The organism is Seongchinamella unica, from assembly GCF_004354085.1.
In the GTDB taxonomy this organism is placed as follows: domain Bacteria; phylum Pseudomonadota; class Gammaproteobacteria; order Pseudomonadales; family Halieaceae; genus Halioglobus; species Halioglobus unicus.
This window is the reverse complement of sequence record NZ_SMSE01000002.1, coordinates 813,207-833,765: the sequence shown is the minus strand read 5'-3', so window position 1 is coordinate 833,765 and position 20,559 is coordinate 813,207. Positions and strand designations below refer to the sequence as shown.

General features: G+C 56.0%; 19 protein-coding genes and 3 tRNA genes. 14 read left to right on the top strand and 8 right to left on the bottom strand.

From position 1 onward, the window contains the following. Window position 1 precedes the first annotated feature (1 nt). The 8 genes from pgsA to E2F43_RS10865 all read left to right on the top strand — a co-directional run bounded on the left by pgsA (window position 2) and on the right by E2F43_RS10865 (window position 7,619). Window positions 2-574 carry a CDP-diacylglycerol--glycerol-3-phosphate 3-phosphatidyltransferase gene (pgsA, locus tag E2F43_RS10900; RefSeq protein WP_238946856.1) on the top strand — a complete coding sequence of 191 codons (573 nt, stop codon included), beginning with the start codon at window positions 2-4 and terminating at the stop codon, window positions 572-574. A gap of 161 nt (window positions 575-735) precedes the next feature. Beyond that, window positions 736-811 (top strand) — tRNA-Gly (locus E2F43_RS10895). Window positions 812-922: 111 nt separating this feature from the next. Then, window positions 923-996, top strand: a tRNA-Cys gene (locus E2F43_RS10890). Between the two features lie 269 nt (window positions 997-1,265). After that, window positions 1,266-3,395 (top strand): HAD-IIB family hydrolase, encoded by a 2,130-nt coding sequence (locus E2F43_RS10885; RefSeq protein WP_133212507.1) that lies wholly within the window; start codon window positions 1,266-1,268, stop codon window positions 3,393-3,395. A 20-nt stretch (window positions 3,396-3,415) separates the two neighbouring features. Further along, window positions 3,416-4,285, top strand: coding sequence for a carbohydrate kinase family protein (locus E2F43_RS10880; RefSeq protein WP_133212505.1), 870 nt, complete (start codon window positions 3,416-3,418; stop codon window positions 4,283-4,285). 12 nt (window positions 4,286-4,297) lie between these two features. Continuing rightward, entirely contained in the window at window positions 4,298-6,256 is a 1,959-nt protein-coding gene (locus E2F43_RS10875) for an amylosucrase (protein ID WP_133212503.1), read from the top strand. 18 nt (window positions 6,257-6,274) lie between these two features. Continuing rightward, complete coding sequence (locus E2F43_RS10870; protein ID WP_133212501.1) at window positions 6,275-7,096, top strand: HAD-IIB family hydrolase; 822 nt, start codon at window positions 6,275-6,277, stop codon at window positions 7,094-7,096. A 64-nt stretch (window positions 7,097-7,160) separates the two neighbouring features. Next, entirely contained in the window at window positions 7,161-7,619 is a 459-nt protein-coding gene (locus E2F43_RS10865; protein WP_133212499.1) for a pyridoxamine 5'-phosphate oxidase family protein, read from the top strand. On the opposite strand, the gene E2F43_RS10860 is transcribed toward E2F43_RS10865, so the two are convergent. Beyond that, window positions 7,567-8,439 carry an NAD-dependent protein deacetylase gene (locus E2F43_RS10860; RefSeq protein ID WP_133212497.1) on the bottom strand — a complete coding sequence of 291 codons (873 nt, stop codon included), beginning with the start codon at window positions 8,437-8,439 and terminating at the stop codon, window positions 7,567-7,569. The genes E2F43_RS10865 and E2F43_RS10860 overlap by 53 nt on opposite strands. Window positions 8,440-8,525: 86 nt before the next feature. Here E2F43_RS10860 and E2F43_RS10855 point away from each other — a divergent pair, with 86 nt between their 5' ends. Continuing rightward, complete coding sequence (locus E2F43_RS10855; protein WP_133212495.1) at window positions 8,526-9,416, top strand: TIGR01777 family oxidoreductase; 891 nt, start codon at window positions 8,526-8,528, stop codon at window positions 9,414-9,416. Here E2F43_RS10855 and E2F43_RS10850 read toward each other — a convergent pair. Beyond that, window positions 9,413-10,459: a YbgA family protein gene (locus E2F43_RS10850; protein WP_238946855.1), complete on the bottom strand. Its 1,047-nt coding sequence runs from the start codon at window positions 10,457-10,459 to the stop codon at window positions 9,413-9,415. The two genes, E2F43_RS10855 and E2F43_RS10850, sit on opposite strands and share 4 nt — an antisense overlap. A 61-nt stretch (window positions 10,460-10,520) precedes the next feature. Between E2F43_RS10850 and E2F43_RS10845 the strand changes: the two genes are divergently transcribed. The 3 genes from E2F43_RS10845 (at window position 10,521) to E2F43_RS10840 (ending at window position 12,209) form a co-directional block, all read left to right on the top strand. Continuing rightward, a complete protein-coding gene (locus E2F43_RS10845; protein ID WP_238946854.1) occupies window positions 10,521-11,510 on the top strand; it encodes a MerR family transcriptional regulator in 990 nt (329 codons plus the stop codon). Window positions 11,511-11,595: 85 nt separating this feature from the next. After that, entirely contained in the window at window positions 11,596-11,754 is a 159-nt protein-coding gene (locus E2F43_RS19060) for a hypothetical protein (protein ID WP_165954271.1), read from the top strand. After that, a complete protein-coding gene (locus tag E2F43_RS10840) occupies window positions 11,751-12,209 on the top strand; it encodes an LEA/WHy family protein (RefSeq protein ID WP_133212493.1) in 459 nt (152 codons plus the stop codon). Before E2F43_RS19060 ends, E2F43_RS10840 begins: the two co-directional genes overlap by 4 nt. A 3-nt stretch (window positions 12,210-12,212) precedes the next feature. On the opposite strand, the gene E2F43_RS10835 is transcribed toward E2F43_RS10840, so the two are convergent. Beyond that, complete coding sequence (locus E2F43_RS10835) at window positions 12,213-13,565, bottom strand: sodium-dependent transporter (RefSeq protein WP_133212491.1); 1,353 nt, start codon at window positions 13,563-13,565, stop codon at window positions 12,213-12,215. A gap of 64 nt (window positions 13,566-13,629) precedes the next feature. Then, the gene (locus E2F43_RS10830) at window positions 13,630-16,827 is read right to left on the bottom strand and encodes an AsmA family protein (protein WP_133212489.1); all 3,198 of its coding nucleotides are present in this window, start codon (window positions 16,825-16,827) and stop codon (window positions 13,630-13,632) included. Between the two features lie 145 nt (window positions 16,828-16,972). Here E2F43_RS10830 and E2F43_RS10825 point away from each other — a divergent pair. After that, window positions 16,973-17,060: transfer RNA gene (locus E2F43_RS10825), tRNA-Leu, on the top strand. 147 nt (window positions 17,061-17,207) lie between these two features. Further along, the gene (locus E2F43_RS10820) at window positions 17,208-17,396 is read left to right on the top strand and encodes a hypothetical protein (RefSeq protein ID WP_133212487.1); all 189 of its coding nucleotides are present in this window, start codon (window positions 17,208-17,210) and stop codon (window positions 17,394-17,396) included. A gap of 470 nt (window positions 17,397-17,866) precedes the next feature. On the opposite strand, the gene E2F43_RS10815 is transcribed toward E2F43_RS10820, so the two are convergent. The 4 genes from E2F43_RS10815 to E2F43_RS10800 all read right to left on the bottom strand — a co-directional run bounded on the left by E2F43_RS10815 (window position 17,867) and on the right by E2F43_RS10800 (window position 20,557). Then, complete coding sequence (locus tag E2F43_RS10815) at window positions 17,867-19,318, bottom strand: phage terminase large subunit (RefSeq protein WP_133212485.1); 1,452 nt, start codon at window positions 19,316-19,318, stop codon at window positions 17,867-17,869. Next, on the bottom strand, window positions 19,315-19,611 hold the full coding sequence (locus E2F43_RS10810) for a hypothetical protein (RefSeq protein WP_133212483.1): 297 nt from the start codon (window positions 19,609-19,611) through the stop codon (window positions 19,315-19,317). Before E2F43_RS10810 ends, E2F43_RS10815 begins: the two co-directional genes overlap by 4 nt. After that, on the bottom strand, window positions 19,601-19,873 hold the full coding sequence (locus E2F43_RS10805) for a hypothetical protein (protein WP_133212481.1): 273 nt from the start codon (window positions 19,871-19,873) through the stop codon (window positions 19,601-19,603). Before E2F43_RS10805 ends, E2F43_RS10810 begins: the two co-directional genes overlap by 11 nt. Before the next feature lie 225 nt (window positions 19,874-20,098). Next, the gene (locus E2F43_RS10800; RefSeq protein ID WP_133212479.1) at window positions 20,099-20,557 is read right to left on the bottom strand and encodes a hypothetical protein; all 459 of its coding nucleotides are present in this window, start codon (window positions 20,555-20,557) and stop codon (window positions 20,099-20,101) included. Window positions 20,558-20,559 lie beyond the last annotated feature (2 nt).

The following is a 20,559-nucleotide window of genomic DNA, read 5'->3' as shown; positions in this document are numbered from 1 at the left end:
CTTGCAATTCAATATACCCAACACCTTGACGTTACTGCGGATATGCCTGATCCCGGTACTGGCCATCGTGTTTTACACACCTTTCGAACATCACCTGCTGGTGGCTGCAGGGGTGTTCGGCTTCGCTGCGATCACCGACTGGATAGACGGGTACCTGGCGCGCAAGCTGGGCCAGATGACCGCCTTTGGCGCTTTCCTGGACCCGGTGGCCGACAAGCTGATGGTCGCGGTCGCCCTGGTGTTGCTGGTGGAACGCCACGGTACACCCCTGTTTACCCTTGCAGCCTGCGTCATCATCGGCAGGGAGATCGTGATCTCCGCGCTGCGCGAGTGGATGGCGGAACTGGGAGCCCGAACCTCGGTTGCGGTATCCTATGTAGGCAAGGTGAAAACAGCGTTCCAGATGGTGGCGATAACCGCTCTGCTGGCCATTGATCCGGCCACCAATGAAAGCTGGTTACTGGCCCTGTGCTACGTGGTGCTGTATGTGGCCGCCGTCCTCACCCTGTGGTCCATGTTTATCTACCTGAAAGCCGCCTGGGTGGTGATGAAAGAGCGCGATAATTCGTTTTAATTCAGTCGCTTGCGAGATTATTTCTGATTTTGTGTTGACACCGGCCCCCGGGTGCATACAATAGGCGCCTCTTGAACGTGCACCGCCTTGCGGGACGCGGCTTGAAGCGGGAATCGACATTGATTCCCGTGACCACGGCGGTGGGCATAAACGCGATGTGTGCGGGAATAGCTCAGTTGGTAGAGCGCAACCTTGCCAAGGTTGAGGTCGCCGGTTCGAACCCGGTTTCCCGCTCCACTTTCCCTGATGCATTTAACCGATGCATTGAGGGTTTTGGAGTTCGAAGTGGTGCGCCACCCCGGCCGTTTCCCGCTCCAATATCTCCCTAGACTGGTTCTCAGTCGCGATGGCTCGGTGGCAGAGTGGTTATGCAGCGGACTGCAACTCCGTGTACGCCGGTTCGATTCCGACCCGAGCCTCCATTATTTCAAGTTCATCCCAAGCTCAGAAGCGTGCACGCCGGCCGGAATGCCGTACCATCGATTCCAGCCCGGGCCCCCATTGTTGGATATCCTGTCAGCAAAGACCAACGACAAAAGGCGAATTTCGCCGACAGGCCTGTTTATGGACTGTTGTAGCTAAGATTCCTGAGACTCCCGCAGTAAAATGCTATGCTTTTGGTTCGACTCGTAAACAAACGAGTGCATTAACCGCCACAGCAGGTATCGAATTGCCAGGCTTGTACATTTGTATGTTGAGTGTCCACGGGCTCATCCGCGGGCAGAGACTGGAACTGGGAAGAGACGCCGATACCGGCGGTCAAACCAAGTACGTTGTAGACCTCGCACGCGCCCTTGCTGCACACCCGGATGTGGATCAGGTAGATCTGGTGACTAGGCGCCTGACAGATTCCTCAATCAGCCAGGATTATGCCCGTCAACTTGAGCCACTGTGCGATGGGGCCCGCATCGTGCGCATCGATTGTGGTCCAGAGGAATACATCGCCAAGGAACAGCTTTGGGATCATCTCGACAGTTTCACCGATAATCTGGTCGAGTTCCTCAATCAGCAGGACCGTCGCCCCGATTTTGTACATAGTCACTATGCGGATGCGGGTTATGTGGGAGTGCGGCTGTCAAATCTTCTCGCGGTCCCCCTCATACATACCGGTCACTCGCTGGGTCGTGACAAGCGTAAACGCCTGCTTGCTCGCGGCGTATCTCGCGATCACATCGAAAATACCTACCACATGGAACGCCGCATCGACGCGGAGGAAGAGACGCTGGCAAACGCCGAAATGGTGGTGAACAGCACGCATCAGGAAATTGAAGAGCAATACAGTCTCTACAATTACTATGATCCCGAGCGTATGGTGGTCATCCCGCCGGGTACTGACATCGACCACTTCAGGCCCTATGAACCCGAAGAGAAAATTGAATTCAAAAGTCAGGTTGACCGGTTCCTTTGTGAACCGGATAAACCTCTCATTCTTGCCTTGTCACGGCCTGATGAACGCAAGAATATTACAACCCTGATGGAAGCCTACGGTGAATCAGCCAAATTGCAGGACGTGGCCAACCTGCTCATTGTTGCCGGCAATCGCGACGATATTCGCGATATGGACGAAGGTGCGCAGAATACGTTCATGAATATCCTGGTCACCGTCGACACTTACAACCTTTACGGCAAGGTCGCATTGCCGAAAAATCATGCCCCGGAGGATGTACCGGCAATCTATCGCATGGCGGCCGCCAGTGGCGGCGTGTTTGTCAATCCCGCGCTTACCGAACCTTTCGGTCTGACCCTGCTTGAAGCTGCCGCCAGCGGACTGCCCCTGGTGGCAACAGAGAACGGGGGGCCAGTCGATATTATCCGCAACTGCCAGTGCGGGGAGTTGGTTGATCCTCTGGACAAGGAGCAGATAAGTGACGCGATTCTGGGGTTTATCGCTGACACAGCGCGGTGGAAAAAGGCTTCGCAGAACGGCATAGCGCGCGTTCGGGAAAATTACTCCTGGTCTGCACATGCAAAGGCCTATGTAGACAGCCTCAGGCAGCTGCCGACTGAGCGAGGCATACAGGTTCCAACCCAACCAGTCCCCGGCGCCCTGCGCTACCGGGACCGCATGCTGGTAACAGATCTCGACCAGAACCTTCTCGGAGATGAAGCCGCGCTGCGGGAACTCGTGGAATTGGTGAGATCCAGACGGAAGCAGGTGACCTTCGTCATCGCGACCGGGCGCCAGATCGATTCAGCTCTGGCGGTGATGAAAAAACACGGTATTCCGCGACCCGATATTCTCATTAGTGGCCTCGGTACCCGGATCCATTATGGACAACAACTGGTAGAAGACGAGGTGTGGGCGGACCACATAGATCACCACTGGTCACCACGTCGCGTCGCGCAGTTTCTCAGCCATATACCGGGATTGAGCCTCCAGGCGAGGAAAGAACAGTCTCCGACCAAATTGTCTTATTTCTGGAACCCGAATGAGGCGCCATCGGTTGACGAGATCAATACAATACTCCGCCAGCACGAATTAACTACAAATATTGTCACTTCTTTCGGTCAATTTCTTGATGCCTTGCCGTCGAGAGCTTCCAAGGGGCAGGCTCTTCGTTTTGTCGCCCAGCAGCTGGATATTTCACTGGACAAGATCCTGGTAGCCGGCGGTTCAGGTGCTGATGAGGATATGATGCGCGGCAACACCCTTGCCGTAGTAGTGGCAAACCGTCATCATGAGGAAGTGTCACTGCTGCAGGATGTGAACAGAATATACTTTGCAGAGCGTCATTTTGCAGCGGGTATTCTCGAAGCCATTGAGTATTATGATTTCTTCGGGCGTTGCAGTGAGCCCGAACAAGCCGCCCCAAAATCCTGACTGAGCTACTATCATTAGGCATGAATAACCGAATCTGCATTTTTGGTGAAGTCCTTTTCGACCATTTTCCGGATGGTTCACGGGTCATGGGCGGCGCACCGTTCAATGTCGCCTGGCATCTTCAGGCATTTGGCCTGTCACCCTACTTTGTCAGTCGCACTGGGCAAGACCCCGAGGGTGAACTGGTTCGGCAAACGATGCGTTCCTGGGGCATGGACACCGACGGACTACAAACGGATGCGGCGTTGCCGACAGGAAAGGTGCAGGTGACGTTTGTCGACGGTGAGCCAGGTTACGACATCGTTGAGAACTGCGCTTACGATGCGATCGAACCGCCAGATCTGCAATCCTGTGACATTTTGTATCACGGTAGTCTTGCGCTGCGCTCAAAGCGGTCTGCCGATACGATTCGCGCCCTTCGCGGGATCACAGCACGGCAGGTGTTCATCGATGTCAATCTTCGTGATCCGTGGTGGCATCGCCGCGAGATCGAATCCACTCTGGTCGGTAGTAACTGGGTAAAACTGAATGTTCACGAACTTGAACTGTTGGCCAGCACCGATGTAGCAACTGCCGCAGATTTTCTGGATTCCTACGGTCTGGAGGGCTTGATAGTCACGCATGGCGCAGAGGGGGCAGAGCTGGTATTGGCCAATGGCCTACAGGAGCGGGAGCCGGCAGCGGAGGCGCCAGAATTGGTGGATACTGTCGGTGCCGGTGATGCATTCTCATCGGTGATGCTGCTTGGTATCGCGCTGGAGTGGCCGGCGAAGATTTCCCTGCAAAGAGCACAGGCATTTGCGGCCAGTATCGTTGGAAGAAGGGGCGCCACCGTTCAGGATCCCGCGTTTTACGCTGATTTTCTGGGCCAATGGGGCCTCTCAAACTGAGGAAAAACACACGTGTACGAGCAGCAGTCACATACGCTTCTCAACCAGACCCTGGATCGCATGGAGCCGGAGCTTCGTTCGCGCGACCTGCGTCACTTCTACACGCGCCTTGGTGCCAATTTTTATGCTATCTATTCGCTTTTTCATCGACTGTATGGCGAGCGTGACGATTTTGAGACACAGCTGGTAAATCTGGTGAATGTACTTGCGCGCCAATACCTGGCGCGTGATGACCAACTTAAACAGCGTGATATTGCGCGGGAAGCTGACTTCACCTGGTTTCTGTCCCAGAAGTGGGTTGGAATGGCGCTATACCTCGATGGCTTCGCTGGTGACCTGAATGGTCTCAGCAGCAAACTGCACTACCTTCAGGAGCTGGGTGTCAACCTGGTGCACATCCTTCCCATCCTTGAGTGCCCCAGGGGCGCCAGCGACGGCGGATACGCTGTCAATAATTTTCGCAAAATCGAACGTAGTGTGGGCACGTTGCAGGACCTGCGCGATCTGTCGTCGGAAATCCATCGTCGCGACATGCTGTTAACTCTCGACGTGGTTCTGAACCACACTTCCAATGAGCACGAGTGGGCGCAGAAGGCACGTGCGGGGAACGAAGAGTTCCAGGATTACTACTACGTTTTCGAGAATCGTGAAGTTCCGGATATGTTCGAAGAAACGATGCCGGAAGTCTTTCCCGAGACTGCTCCCGGCAACTTCACCTTTGACGAAGAGATGGGCAAGTGGGTGATGACGGTATTCAATGAGTACCAGTGGGACCTGAACTATAGCAATCCAGCCGTATTTATCGAAATGATGGACGTAATCCTGTTCTGGGCCAACCAGGGCGCGGATGTCGTCAGGCTCGACGCGGTGGCGTTTCTGTGGAAGAAAATAGGTACGACCTGCCAGAATGAGCACGAGGCCCATATCATCCTCCAGTTGCTGAAGGATTGCTGTCAGGTGACAGCACCCGGTGTGTTGTTTATTGCCGAGGCCATTGTTGCACCTGTAGAGATAGCAAAATACTTTGGTGAAGACGCGGTTATTGCCAAGGAGTGCGAAATTGCCTACAACGCCACATTGATGGCTTTATTGTGGGATGCCATCGCGACAAAGAATGCCCGCCTTCTCAATCAGGGCATCTTGAACCTGCCTGACAAACTGGACCGCGCTACATGGCTCAACTATGTCCGCTGTCACGACGATATCGGCCTGGGTTTCGATGACGTCGATATTGCGGCGGTCGGCTATGAACCGTCGGCGCACCGTCGATTCCTGCTAGAATATTTTGTCGGAGAGTTCGATGGCTCGCCGGCGCGGGGCCAGCCCTTTGCCCGCAACGAGAAAACCGGCGACAGCAGGATTTCCGGCACGCTGGCTTCACTGGTGGGCCTTGAAGCTGCGATTGAGGCAAACGACGAGCAGCAGATACAAACCAGTATCGACAAAATTCTGCTGCTCCATGGCCTGATAATGTCTTTTGGTGGCATACCACTTTTGTACTACGGCGACGAAGTGGGCATGCTGAACGATTATACGTACCTGTCAAATCCGGCTCGCCAGAAAGATAGCCGCTGGACCCATCGCCCTGCATACGATTGGGAAAAGATTGAAAAAAGGTACCAGCATGGAACAACTGAACAGCGGGTATTTGAAGGAATAAAACGACTCATTGCTGTGCGTAAAACACTTTCTGCGTTTGCAGATTTCAACAATCGTGAGTTGATTGAAGTAGGCAATGAGCACCTGTTTGTATTTATCAGGGCCAATCTGGACGCGCCAGAGGAATCTGTGCTGGTGGTGGCGAATTTCAATGATCATTCACAGCAGCTAAACCTTGCTGATCTGAGAAACCGCGGAAGATTCGCTATTGGACCTTTACGGGATGCGGCAACGGGTGAATCCCCTGCGGTTTTTAGGGAACAGCTGGTAATTCCACCCCTGCGGTTTTACTGGCTCGTGGTTTCTCCCTGAGGGGTGTCTGGGAGAGAGATGAGGATACTTGCTACGGACCTTGATCGGACGCTTTTACCCAACGGACATTGGCCTGCTGACCCACAGGCAATCCCGCTGTTTAACCAACTGACATCGCACAATGATATTCTGCTGGTCTATGTGACGGGACGTAATCTTGCGCTGACAGAGCAGGCTATCAGCGAGTATGGTATTCGCCACCCGGACGTGCTCTGTGCGGATGTTGGCAGCACAATACGTACTTACGCGGGCGGACAGTGGAAGTTTGACGAGGGCTGGGAAAAAACGCTTCATCGAAGCAGCCCGCGTTGGGAGGCTGACCTCGTGCACGCGAGTCTTGTATCAATTCAGGGGCTGCGCAAACAGGAACCGGACAACTGCAATCAATTCAAGCAGAGTTACTATGTGGAGCATGGTCGGCATACCTCGGTGCTGCAGGCTGTAGAAACCCGCTTGGGTGGCCGCTTCGACGAGGTGATCATCTATAGCTACGATTCGTCCCTGGACAGGGGGCTGCTGGATATCCTGCCGGCAAGTGCAACAAAAAAGACCGCCCTGGAGTACGTCTCCCGGGAGCATGACATCTGCAAAGACAGCGTGGTTTATTGCGGCGACAGTGGTAACGATATCCTGCCTATGAAAGCGGGATTTTCCGGTGTTCTGGTCAGGAATGCGGACCAACAACTGTTGCAGGAGGTCAGTTCAGCCGCGCGGCTTGACCCGCAATTGCGTGTGTACCTCGCCCAGGGCGGATTCAAAGGCCTGAACGGCTACTATACCAGCGGCGTAATAGAGGGCTGCTATCACTATGGCATTTTTACGGATGACGGCGCTTTTTAAGTGCTAATGGCAGCTTGTCTGCTATCCTTTGCACTAGGCCGGTAACAGGGTGACAGGTAACAAGATGGAAATTAAAGGCCCCTGGGACTTGCCCACGGTAGAGCTATGGCTGCAGGAATGTGCGATGCCGATTCGCCTGGCCTGCACCGGCCAGGACGGTTTCCCCCGGGTAGTCTCAGTCTGGTTTCTTTACCGCGAGGGTGAGTTTCTCTGCGTGTCCCACCGCGACTCTTCGCTGGTCAAGCTTTTGCAGTCCTCACCGAGGGTTGGTTTCGAGGTTTCCCCGAACGAACCCCCGTATCACGGTGTGCGGGGCCAGGGAACTGCCACGCTGGGCGGAGACGGCGCCGGCGAGGTTTTGCGTCTGGTGATTGCCCGCTACCTCGGCGACAGCAACAGTTCACTGGCGAACTGGCTGCTGTCCAGGGAGCAGGAAGAGGTGCTGATCCGGGTCACCCCGCAACGGTTTTTTAGCTGGGACTACCGCGATCGCATGGAACCGACAGTCGCCCCCCGAGATTAGCAACAAGATCGTCCAGCACTGGTGCCGCATTGGTCGCGAGTTTCAGGTCCGCGATAGGGTCGGCACGGGTCGACCCTGGATTGATGATGGCGATGGCTTTGCCAGCGGCCCGGGCCCGACGACAGAACCGGTAACCTGAATACACCTGCAGGGAACTGCCAATCACCAGCAGGGCGTCGGCTCTTTCCAGGGCAAGCTGGCAGGATGCCACGCGGGCGGCTGGAACGGTGCCCCCGAAAAACACCACATCCGGAATCAACATGCCACTGCAGGCGGGGCAGGAAGGAAATTTAAAGCCCCGAAGCTGTTCATCGGGCACATCACTGTCGCCGTCCGGACGGGCCCTCTCGTCTGTGATTACCGTCACGGTGTTATGTGCCAGCAGCCAGTCCTGGATCGCTTGTCGCTCCTGCAGATTACCGCAGTCCAGGCAGCGGACCCGGTCCAGCCTGCCGTGCAGGTCTATGACCTTTGTGCTGCCGGCTTTCTGGTGCAGGCGGTCAACGTTCTGGGTGATCAGCAGTTCTATTTGGTCGCTGTCCTCCAGCCTGGCCAGCGCGAGATGGATGTCGTTGGGCGCGGCGTCGCGGACTCGGGGCCAGCCGTGCAGGGACCGGCTCCAGTAACGCTTGCGGGTCAGCTCGTCAGTGATAAAGTCGCGGTGCTGGATAGGTTTGCGGTATAGCCACTTGCCGTCGCCGTCTCTGTAGGTGGGAATGCCAGAGGCCGAACTGACGCCAGCGCCGGTGAGAAGCACGAGTCTGGGGTAGCGGATCAAAAAGGCCGCCAGCTGGTCAGAAAAGGAAACAGGTGTGTTCATTGCCGCAGTATACGCTGGCCGCTCATCTGGTGGATCTTTAATCTGTTTGCCATCGGCTGCGTATATAGCAGGGAGGGCCAAAACTTATGCACATACTCATTACCGGCGGCACCGGTTTTATCGGCGACGCGCTGGTCCCCGCACTACGGCAGGATCAACACACACTCAGTATCCTGACGCGGCAGTCACTCGATAGCACCGATGGCGTGGATTACATTGCTGACTTCAGTGAAATACCCGCGGAAAAGCCGGTGCACGCGGTCATCAATCTCGCTGGCGTCTCCCTGGCTGATCATCGCTGGAGCGGCCGCTACAAACGCGAGATCGTCAACAGCAGGTTGGATACCACCCAGGCACTTGTCAGCTGGATAGCGGGCCGTGATCAAAAGCCGGGCGTTCTTCTCAGCGGTAGCGCCATCGGCTACTACGGGCATCATGAGGACGAAGTTCTGGACGAAAATGGAAGCGCCAACCCGGGTTTTGCCCAGGGCCTGTGCGAGCAGTGGGAAGCGGCGGCCAATCAGGCTGTTGAACAGGGCGTGAGAACCTGCCTGCTGCGGCTGGGAGTGGTACTGGACAGTGGAGGTGGGGCGTTTGTGCAGATGGCCCGTCCATTCCGGTTCGGCGTCGGCAACTGGATTGGTAGTGGCCGACAGTGGCTCAGCTGGATCCACCGGACGGATGTGGTTCGGGCCATCCTGTTCCTGTTGCGCGAAGACAGCCTGGCGGGGCCGTTCAACCTGACTGCACCAGACGCGGTAACCAGCCGGGGCTTCTGTGAGGCGATGGCGGCCCGACGCAGCACCCTTGTCAACCTGCCGGTGCCTGCTACCCTGATGCGCATTATGCTGGGTGAGATGGCCGAGGAGCTACTGATCAAAGGCCAGCGGGTGGTGCCGGCAAGGCTGCAGCAGGCCGATTTTGAATTTCGCTATCCCTCTCTGGAAACCGCCCTGGAGGACATCCTGGCCGACTAAACCACGTTGCGTAACTGCAGTTCGTCCGGGTAGGGCTCCAGGAAGACCTGCTGGTCAATGTAGGCGTTGGGATTGTTGGCAAAGTGATGTTTGAGCATGGTCACGGGAACGACCAGGGGGATATGTCCCAGGCGATACTGGTCTATGAGCTCTTTCAGGCGCTGGCGCTCTTCTGCGCTGATTTTCTTCTTCAGGTAACCGGACAGGTGAAACAGCACGTTGCTGTGACTGCGCCGGGAGGCCCGCTGGGTCAGGGCGTTCATCAGGGTGGCGATAAATGTTTCGGCCAGTGCTTCCAGGTCTTTATTGCCCGCATCCGCCAACAGGGGACCCAGTTGCTTGTAGCTGGGTACATGGTGGGCCATGACCAGGTACTTATGGCGGCTGTAAAAATCGATCAGTCTGGCAGCAGTCAGGCCCTCTGCGCGCAGTTGCTTCCACTGATGGTACACCAGTGCCCTGGTGACAAAACTCTCCCGCAGTCCCGGGTCATTTAGACGCCCATCGTCCTCCAACGGCAGTAACGGGTCGGCCTCCGCAAGTGCACGGGCGAAGATACCCTGCTGGTCGTGGGCAACGATATTCCCTTTCTGGTTGAACCGCTTTACCCGCTCATAGCCGCAACTGGGACTGGCCTTGACCAGCACGTAACCGGCCAGCTCGGGCGCCATGTCCAGTACCTCGCGTGCATGCCCGGCAATGGCGTCTGTGTGATCGTGCTGGTGGGTCTCCACGTCCACGACGCGAACCGTGTTCTCGTCGCCGACCAGGTGAATGGGCGGGCGGGGTACCCCGAGACCGGCGGCCATTTCAGGGCAAAAGGGGCGCATTTCGAAGATTTTTCCGATCCGTTTTACATGAATATTGGGCGCCTTGGTCTGCCCGTTGTAGCGGACCTCCCTGCCGGCCAGGCATGCGCCAATGCCCAGAACAGGCCTGTTCGTGCTGGTGATATTGTCAGTCGCCATCGGGTCAAAATACTCCATGGAGCGCGGTGGAACAAGTATGCCTGTAGATACGCCGGTCTCCAGCGTTGAGATCATGCGTCATCCAGACAGCCATTTGCTGCGTACCATGGTTAAACAACCAAGCGGGTACCGAAAGATGGCAGAACAAACGTTACACTCAAGGCCTCTCTACGGCATTGGCACCGTGGCAAGGCTGACGGGGCTCAAACCGGACACATTGAGGGTTTGGGAGCGCAGATATGACCTCGGCGCGAGTCAGAAATCCGACACCGGACGGCGCCAGTATACGCAGGCAGATCTCGAGCACCTGCAGCTGGTGGCCGCGCTGGTGAGGTCGGGCGCCCGGATTGGAGAAATTGCGGCCAGCGAGCGCAAGACGCTGGAACGCCTGGTCGAGGCCTGCACCGATGGATCTCGCAGTCCGGCGGCGGACAAACCGCAGGTCATCTTTGTTGGCGAATCCATTTGCAGTTGGCTGGACGAGCACCAGGGATGCCTTTCGGGGGTGAGCGCGCAGCTTGCCGCTTCGCGGCTGGAGGACCTAGACCTTGACCTGTTCCGCGACCTGGACGATGTAGACCTGTTGGTGGTCGGTTGCGACCGGATGGGCAGCGGCCAATTTCGTCACCTGAACGAACTGCGCCAGATGCTCCAACCTGCGTCAACCCTGGTGATGCAGGCCGGCATGAGCGATAACTGGGTGGAAGAACTGGCGTCCGAGGGTATCGCCACCATGGAGTTTCCGCCGGATCGGGCCGAGCTGGCGTTTCACCTGACTCGCAGCAGTGCAGAACGGGCGACCAAAGATGGCATCAATAGCCTGGCTGAACTGGTAGCAGCGAGGCCGCGACTGCACTCGGCAGCGCAGTTGGAAAAAGCCGCGAGACTGAAGACCGGAGTGGCGTGTGAGTGTCCCCAGCACCTGTCCTCCCTGATCTCGCAGCTGGCGGAGTTTGAGGCTGACTCTACGGAATGTTCAGTGGACAACTGGAACGACGCTGCGGTGCACTCCTGCATTTACGCCTACACCAGCCAGGCCCGCTGGCTGATGGAGAAAGCGCTCGATCTGGTGCTGCAGGGGCATGAGGAGGAGTTGGCGAAGGCCCCCATGCTGAAGAGCGCCTGACCCTGAGGGTTACAGTCGGGGCGGTTCAGGATAGAATCCCGGCTTTCGGGACCGCCGGGCGGTTCCTTGCTTGGGAGAAACAGCTGTGACCCGCGTTGGCAAAACCGTTGGCCTGGTGGCAACTGCCGCTATGTTCGCTTTCAGCACCTGGATGTATCTGCAAACCGGTGACTGGGTCGCTGCGGTGTTTGCGGTGGGCAGTATCGCGTACGGCCTGTTTTTCTTCAGCCAGGGGCCATCGTGAAACGGTCATCGCTGCATTGCCTGTGGTTGGCAATGTTGGTGCTGGCCACCGGGTGCGCCGCACTTCGTCCCGATATCGACCCTCCGAAAGTCAGCCTGGAAAGCTTCAATGCGTTACCATCCAGTGGCGGAGCGCCCCGGTTTGAGATCAGCTTGCGGATCGCCAACCCCAACAAGCAGGCCTTCGACGTCACGGGAATCAGCTACGGGGTGGAAATACAGGGTAAGGAACTGATCACAGGTGTGACCAACGAAGTGCCAGTGCTGCAGCCCTATTCCGAGGAGATAGTGACATTGGAGGCGGGACTGCAGTTGCTGCCGCTGCTGCGTCTGCTAGCGACCCTGGGCAAGGACGCCTCCGACAGCCTGGATTACCGATTGACAGCGAAGATCGACTTCAACGGCTTTGTCCCCACCCAGAGGATCGAGGAAACCGGCTCATTCACCCTCAACTAGTTGTCAGCCGAGGAGCGACTGGGCGAATATCGCCAGGATTATGACTGGGCATACCAGCCTCACATACCACGGCCAGATCTTCCAGAACCAGCCCTGTTCCACGTCCGGGTTTCCCTTACGCAGCTCTTCCAGCAGCGTATGTCGGTGCATTACCCAGCCGGCAAAAACACACAGCATGAAACCCAACAGAGGCTGGCTGTAGCGGGTGGTCAGGGAAATCACAAAGCCGAACAGCGTACCGAAATTAAGCAGAATGACAGCGCTGACCGTCGCAATGGCAGCGCCCAGAAGCCAGACTGCCCTGTGACGACTGACCCCGTGTTCCTCAATAGTGTAGGCAACAGGCACCTCCAGCATGGAAATGGAAGAGGTGAGGGCGGCAATGCTCATCAGGAAAAAAAAGACAATACTCACCACAATGCCGGTAAGCCCCATGGTACGAAACAGTTCCGGGAGCACGGTAAAGATCAGTGTGTCCTCGGAAATCAGCGCGCCACTGGCGTTGTAAATCTCCACGCCATTGTGCAGCGCTACGTACATGGCTGGCAGTACCAGGAAGCCAGCCAGAACGGCGATGGATATGTCGACCACGGTGACCATGCCTCCCAGCACCGGCAGATTTTCCCGGTCGGAAATATAAGAGCCATAAATCAGCATGGTCCCCACACCCAGCGAGAGGGAGAAGAAAGCGGCCCCGAGGGCAGCAATGATGAGTTTCGGTGAAAGAGCTCGCTCGAAATCTGGCAGCAGATACACCCGCAGCCCTTCCATCGCGCCGTCGAGGGTGAGCACGTAGCCCACCAGTACCAGCAGGCTGATCAGCATGGCCGGCATTAAGCGCTCCGACCAGCGTTCTATGCCTGCTCGCACTCCCGCTGAGATAATGCTGATGGTCAGGCCCATGAACAGCAGCATAAACAGCAGGTTACGGCCGAGGCCGAAGGAGGTCAGCCAACTGGACAGCTCTGCCATACCCAGCAGAGTTGCCAGCGAAGCGAGGCAGAAGGCGATCATCCAGCCGGCGACAATGGCGTAAAAACTGAGAATCAGGCTGGCGACAATAAAGCCGATAATGCCCGTGGCGGCGGCGAGCTTGCGCAGCAGCGCGCCGGGTGAGATGAGCCGCAATGCGCTGACCGCATTGGCGTGGGCATGGCGACCGATGATCAATTCGGCCATCAGTGCAGGGTAGGCCAGGGTAAAAGCGAGGACCAGGTACACCAGCAAAAAGGCGGCGCCGCCGTTACTGGCTGCCTGGGTGGGAAACCCCCAGATATTACCCAGCCCGACAGCGGAACCCGCTGCGGCCATAACAAACCCGAAACGGGAAGAAAATTCACCTCGAGCAGACGCCATAATTTGTCCAGTCATTTATTATAAGCGGCGGATTGTATCACGCTTAAGTGCCAGCTGAAGTGCCTCAGGTACTATCCGGAACGCAGGGCCTGCGCTTTTTGCGGCGATGATCACCGCCGAAAATTCGCCATGCGATGCGCGGTACCAGAGTGAGCATTTCAGCGTAGGCGTCGACGGCTGCCGCAACCGGTGAAATGTTCACCTTGGGGTCATCAAATTTGCCGCGTATGCGGATGGAGGAGGGCACCTGGAGTGTGCGACTCTTGGAGCGAGGGGTGAATTTAACATCCATGGAACGCCTGCCGAGGTCTACCATGGCAGAACCTGTGGCGACCATTTTGCCCGTTTCAATATAGAGCCCGTCACTGGAGGCAACGCCGTCCTTGAGCACAAACTGCCCCATGGTGCAGTCAACATAGGTATTTTCTTCCAGCGCAGCACCGGAATAAAACCAGGCTAACAGGTCGGTGGCCAGCACGTCGTAAGCGGCACCATCGATGATGGCATCTTCAAGCGCGACGCCCACGTTACCGTCCATGCTGGCCACCAGTTGCTCAGGGTTCAGGCCCTGGGAAGCAATACCTCCTCTAAGGTTGCCAATGCCGGATATATTGAAGTCGATACCGAGATCTTTTGTCAGCGTGTCCAGGGGCACTGCGAGTGCATCCACTGCCAGGCTGACGAAGGGTGGAGAGGCATTAAGGTCAATAATGCCGCGAATTTCGGTAAGGGAACTGTCGTAGGCGAGAGAGAATTGTCGCAGCGTGTAGCGCTTCTGCGCGCCGGTGAAGTGCAGCTGGAAGCCCTCTATATTGGTGTTGTCACCGCTTACCTTGTCGAATTCAATGGCAATGTCGGTATCGAATCCGGGTGCCTGGCGCAGTGCCTTCTCGAAGCGCTGTCCCGGCTCCAGTTCTTCCAGCTGCTCCGCCGGCCTGTAGTCGCCGCCCGGTTTCATTGTCGCCTGCATGCCGATATCCTCAAGGCGAACGCTGGGACTGTCGATCATCAAGACAAGTGAGTTGATCTTGCCGCCCGCGTGCTCGACCTCGCCGTTGAAGCCAAATCCTGACTGGTCAAAGCGAACACGACCGCCGGCTGTAGTGACCCCGGTATCGGAGATCAGTTCGACGCTTCCGCGGGCAGGCTTGGTGCGCAGGCCGCTAATCGCCTCCACCAGCGCGGGATCGCGCAGATGGAAGTCCATTGAGAGTCGGGCGCTGGGGGTGCTGGTGAAGTTGAGTAATCGCCCTTCAGCCTGGAGCTGGAGCGGTGTCTGGTCTCGGGTGGAAGCCACCTTGAGGTCAGTGACGGACCAGCCATCCGCATTGTGCAGCAGCTTGAATTTACCGCTGAGTTGGGCCAGCTCACCTGAATAATGAAAATTCTGGAAGGCAGTCTCCAACAGGTCCCGGCTCCTTATGCCGGTAAACTGGTTCTGCAACGTCAATCCCTGCAGCCCGTTGAGGTCCTGTATCCTGCCACTTGCTTTCAACGCAGCCTCTTCATTGTCGACTTGCAGCTGAACATTCTCCAGGCTGAACCGTTGGCCGTGTTGAGCGAGCCGAGCACTGCCTTTGACTTCGCCGAGCACGGGAACCGGCGCGGTAAAAAATTGCGACAGGACACTGGTGTCACTCAGGTAAACGGATATATCGCCCTCTAGTCCGCTCAATATGTGTTCTTCCAGCAGGCGTAAGGTGCCGGACCTGGGCGTCAGCGAGGCGACAATATCACTGGATTCTGCCCTGAATTCACCGTCCTTCAGTCGCAGTTCCGGACCGCTGCCACTGACCGCCACGCTGCCTGTGACTTCAAACCCCGGAGGCAGGGGTTGAGTCAGGTAAGGGTTGAGATAGAGGGTGTCGGGAGCGTAGAGCGAAAGTTTCAAGCCCATTGATTCAATCGCTTCCAGTCCCTGCTTCTGGCTGAGGTCACCTGATGTTGCGGTACCTTCCGCGCGCAGTAAAACGGTCTCTTCAGAACCGGATTCTGCGACGAATTCTTCCAGCCGCACCCCGGAGGTCGCTTCGACAATGACGCCACTGGCGCTGAACTCTCCCGGTTCATGCGGTAGAGGCCCAATCCAGTGCTCCAGCGTTGCAAGCGCCGGGGCGTTTACGTCCACTCTAACCCTGTTCTCTTCAGTCTCGCCGAGTTGAGGATCAATGCTTCCCTGCACATTAACAGTCAGGCCATTGTCGTTTTCACTACGGAGAATAAAGTTCTCGACCACCGGGTGTGACAGGCTGCCGGTGATGGTCGCGCTTCCAAGGGCGCGTCCGAGAGGGCGCAGGTCTAGTTCCAGCCAGTCGAGCACCCCTTCCGTAGAGCTTAGCTCCCCCGAACTTGTTAGCAGGAGTGTGTTTTCGCCGCCGAAGCGATAGTCCATCTGCCCGTGGGCTTCTAATCCGTAATCGGGCATGTTGTCGAGCACGAACAGGGCATCGGAGAGCGTGAATCCATCGGTACTGCCCGCCATGACCGCCCGCAAGGTGAGTTTACCTTCCAGTGCCTGAGGTGGATTCAGGGCAGGCGGTAAATTTGCCACCTCGCGAAAATTTGCGTCCAGGCGGAAATCGTAATTAAAGTCATCGGTTGTGCCCTGCAACTCCCCGTCGAGATGCAATTCGCTGCCGCTGTCGGCAGCAGTGATGTGGGCCGCCACCCCGATCCCGGTGGCTGTTTCCTGCTCATATAGAGTGGTGAGATCCAGCGCGAGTCCAAGGGACTCGCCGCCCTGTCGGGCAATGGCGGTAGCATGGAAGGTCCTGTCATCGCCCCGTTTCCCACTGATTTCGCCCAGAGGAAAGATCAGGGTGTTATGTGAGGTCGTAACCACGTGAAGCTGCTCCACTGACAGCTCCTCGGGTAGCCATCCGAGGTACTGCAGCCAGTCAAGCGGCGCCGGGTCAGCGGTGGCGTCCCGGGTAGAGACAAAGATGGTCACCTGGCGCGCCGAGAGGCGACTCCCGGCGAGGTCCCCGCGATAGATATCGCCAGCGCTGGTGTCACCTTCAAAGCCCAGAACGCTGAGAAAGGGGGGGCCATCTTCGGCCTTGGGATAAAGGTGAATTTCACTGGCGGCGACGCGCCCTTTCAATGGCTGTAATACCGGTTGCTGCAATTCCAGCCGCAGATTGGTGAAGGTGTCGACAGCCCAGTGTGCGATGTAAAGCAGGGCCTTTTCCGATCGCATCAGTAGCAGCGGTAACAGCAGCAATACCGCGAGCAGGGTCAGCAATATGACAAGTTTACGCATCCACTGCGAGTTCCGGGGGGAGTTCAGTTCGAAAGTGTAGCACGGCCGATTGCGGATAAAAGCAGACCCGGGGCTTGCCCGAAGCCACTGCGATTATGCTATGATGCCGCCGCTTTCCCGGGGCGTTCTGCGCGCCTGATTCACCGCCCGGATGGTGAAATTGGTAGACACAGGAGACTTAAAATCTCCCGATCATTGCGATCGTGCCGGTTCGATTCCGGCTCCGGGCACCATAACTCATTGATATATAACATTTAAATAAACACCTGCTAGTTTCGGGTGACTTCCTGTTTTTGGTTGTTTTTCTGGTGCACAGCCGGTGCACAATGGTGGGAAAGAATCGCTTTTTTGCAGATGCGAGTTATGTGTATGCTTGCCCCATGAATGACGACGACGAACAAGGCTGGATAGATGGCGACCTAGCAAGTGCGCTTTATGTGGCACTGGATCGCCTTGAGGAACTGGACCCGGAGGCCCGGAAGGAACCCTGGTTCAAGTATCTTGAGAAGGCTGTTGATAGGACTTTAACGCCCGCTGTCGAGAAAGCCTTTAAGCCGACCAAGCACTAATCCTTTACTGCACTAGCAATGCACTGAAGCTGTAAAACTGATCAGCAGTGGGATTTTCTACAGCAGAAGTCAGTATCAAGCCGTTCCAGACATCCAACGCGGCGTTGGTTCGTGACTGGGTTATCGTGGCCTTGTACTGGTCACTCCAGCGATCAGTGAATCTAAAAGCCCCAGTAATGCGGCAATCTTTCTGGAGTTTAATGCTCCCCCTGGCCGGAGTAATCACAGTAACCTCTCCAAGTGCGGGGCGAGGTAAATCCTTGCAGGTGCCTCTCATCTTTGCCCCATCGATATTTAGGGTGCAAGAGGTTCGTGCAAACATTAGGTGCCATTTACCCTGAGGGAGATCACAGGAGTAGGCAGGTAGTGTTATCAAGCTTAGAACTAACGCGAGCTTCTTCATATTGCCTCCACTTCCATATGGAGAAAACAAAATAGCATAGTCCCTAATGCTTTGATACTAGCTTGAATTACTCAAATACAGCGTGGCTTTTCTCTCGAATCCGTCTGTATTCTTCATTGAACGCTTCAATCTCTTCTCTACTTTTGCGCTTGGTAAGTATCCCTTCACCGCCACCAAGTAGGCCGTAATGCAACGCCTCGCACACGTGGGAGACATCATTCTTTAGCGGCTTGTCCTGATATCGCTCTCCGGCCACCTGTAGACGCTTGAACTGGTAGTCACCTACCAATCCACGGATAAGGGTCTTGCAGCGGGGATGGACCTTTATTGCAGGCTCACCCTCTGAAAGCTTGGTGAGGAGAACGTCCAGGACAGTGGTGCGCTCCTCGAAGTCATTGGTCGGCGCTGGAACGGCCCTGATACCTTTCTGTTTGAGCATATCGAAGGGCGTCTCATCCCTTGTCTGCGCCATCTGATTACCAGCGGGGTCGCCTATCGCCTCAAAGGGCAGGTTGCGGTAATCATCCTTTGCCAGAAAATCCCTAAGCAACTCACCGAACTTCAGGGCAGACATATTCTCTGTACAAATTTCATCCAATACAAACCAGCGGCCATCGGCCTGTTTCTGGCAGATCGCTGCTGCCGGGGTTCTCCCAAAGTCGATCCCGATAGTCAAAGGGAGGGCAGGGCTTATCTCTATCTCCTCCACGTGTATGGTTTCGCTAAAGTCGGGATGCACTGGCCTGCCATCTGAGTGGTAGACGAATTCATTGGCAAGGTTCTGCCTGATCCAGCTTTCTTTTTTCCCCTGGGCGAGGCGCTCATAATACCTGTCCGGCAGGTTGTGGACGTTCTCAGCCTTGCGATTGAGTTTCCACTCCTTCCCGTCCTTGATAACCCCTCCAGGCTGAACAAAGAATTCTCTGTCTCCATGCTTCTCGTCAAAACACTGCCTGGCCACCCAGTGATCGCGGTCAGGGGCGTTACTGTCAGCAATGAGGAAGCTCCGAGCATTCTTCACCTGGGACTTGGGCGGATACCGGCCAACCCTTCCTTCCACCATATCCACGTTCTCCTTGGAGAGTTCCTTCAGCTCATTGAAGTACGCGCCGGACAACTGAAGCCCCCTGGCTTTCTTAGCGTCGGCTGGCGAGTCAAAGGACAGGAAGAGTATCTCTGCATCCACTTTCGTCCCATCAGGGAGTTTATAGTTCGCGTTCCAGGTCGGAGGTGCTGTCTGCTTCAACGTCCCAACACCGGCCTCCTCGACAACCTCAGCGAAGTCCTTGACCACGGTATTTATTAAATCCGGGTAGGAGTTACGAATAATCGCTATGCGGGACTTCCTCACCCCGTTTTCATCTGGCCGCTGTCCGTTAATCTGGATGAGCACTTCGGTCAGGCAGGCGCGTGTCTTCCCCGATCCAAGCGGGCCAATTATTGTCCTCCACCATTTATCCGATCTGTGAAACTCCCTCAGGGTGTTCCCCTGCGGCATGTAGTGGACTTGTGCGGTCAATGGACGGTTTCCTGATTGTCTTCAGCTTCTTCCTGGGCAATGCGGTTAGAAACAACGGACTGATTCAGCTCCCGCAAGATATTCATCACAACATCTGTTGTCGTATCTTCACCCACCAGAGTCCTGAGATAGCCTGCACAGTCATGCAGCACCTCTGACATTACCTCAGCAGCAAACTCTGCATTGTCTGAAGACGAAGCTATAACGTCCTTGTAGAGCCTCTCAGAGAGCTTGAAAGCCAGCTCTATTGCCCACCGTTGTTGCTCTACTCGCTGCCAGTCGTTATGCCGCACCTTCTTCCCTCAGCCTCGCATCCAGTTCTCTACGAAAAGCATCCCGGTAGCTCTGTGTCCCTGGGCGCTGCTTTTCAAGTTCAGCCCTTGCCTCTGTCAGGGACATCTCTGTTCGTGCCTTGGTTTTGTAGTGTTCACTCAAGCGCTCTTCTTCTCTTATCTGGCGCTCCCGGCTCTCCGAGTCCTTCTTTTGAGCGTTCTTCATTAGTCGTTCACGAAAACTAACTCTGTCGGGATGACTATGCCCCTTGTACTTGTTCAAGTTGCTACGCCGCATCATTCAGTATCCTCTTTTTATGCATAAGCGCTCTGAGAAGCTTTCGTGGCACAGGTTTTTTGTCCTGGTTCAGCTCCGATATCCACTCGTTAAGTGTTTCAATATCAGTCTTCAGCTTACTGACAGAGTATTTCTTATCCCCGTAGACAATGGCCTTCTCGCGCCGCTTATCGACTCGCAAGTTCTGTGCATCAGTGATTGAGAACTCGCTCATATAGCGCCGTACTGCTCCAGAACGGCGTCTTCCTGGGCTACTTCCTTCTCAGAGAAGTTGGCTTTAGCGGCGATCCGGGCACGCTTATCCAGTATCCGTTGCGCGTGTTCCTCCAACTTGCGACGGACATCACTCTCGGCTCTCGCTTTCTGCGTTGAGGTATTGACCTCAAAAGAGTGTTCGCTCGATACGCCATCGGCAATTACCTCCAGGCGCGACAATTCTGCGGCCAGATTAGCGGCTTCATAAACATCATCTGAAATGCTATCCACCGTACTCGCCTTGCTTTGCAGACATAGCTGAAGCTTTTTGGCTTTTTGTTCTGCCGTGCCAAGTTGCCGGGGTGTCATCTGACTCAGCATCGCCTTGGTTACTGATTTGTAGCCTGCCTTCTTTAGCAGGTCATATACTTCGCTCGCCTTCACGCTGTGGGCTTTTTGTTGTGTCTCGTTCATGG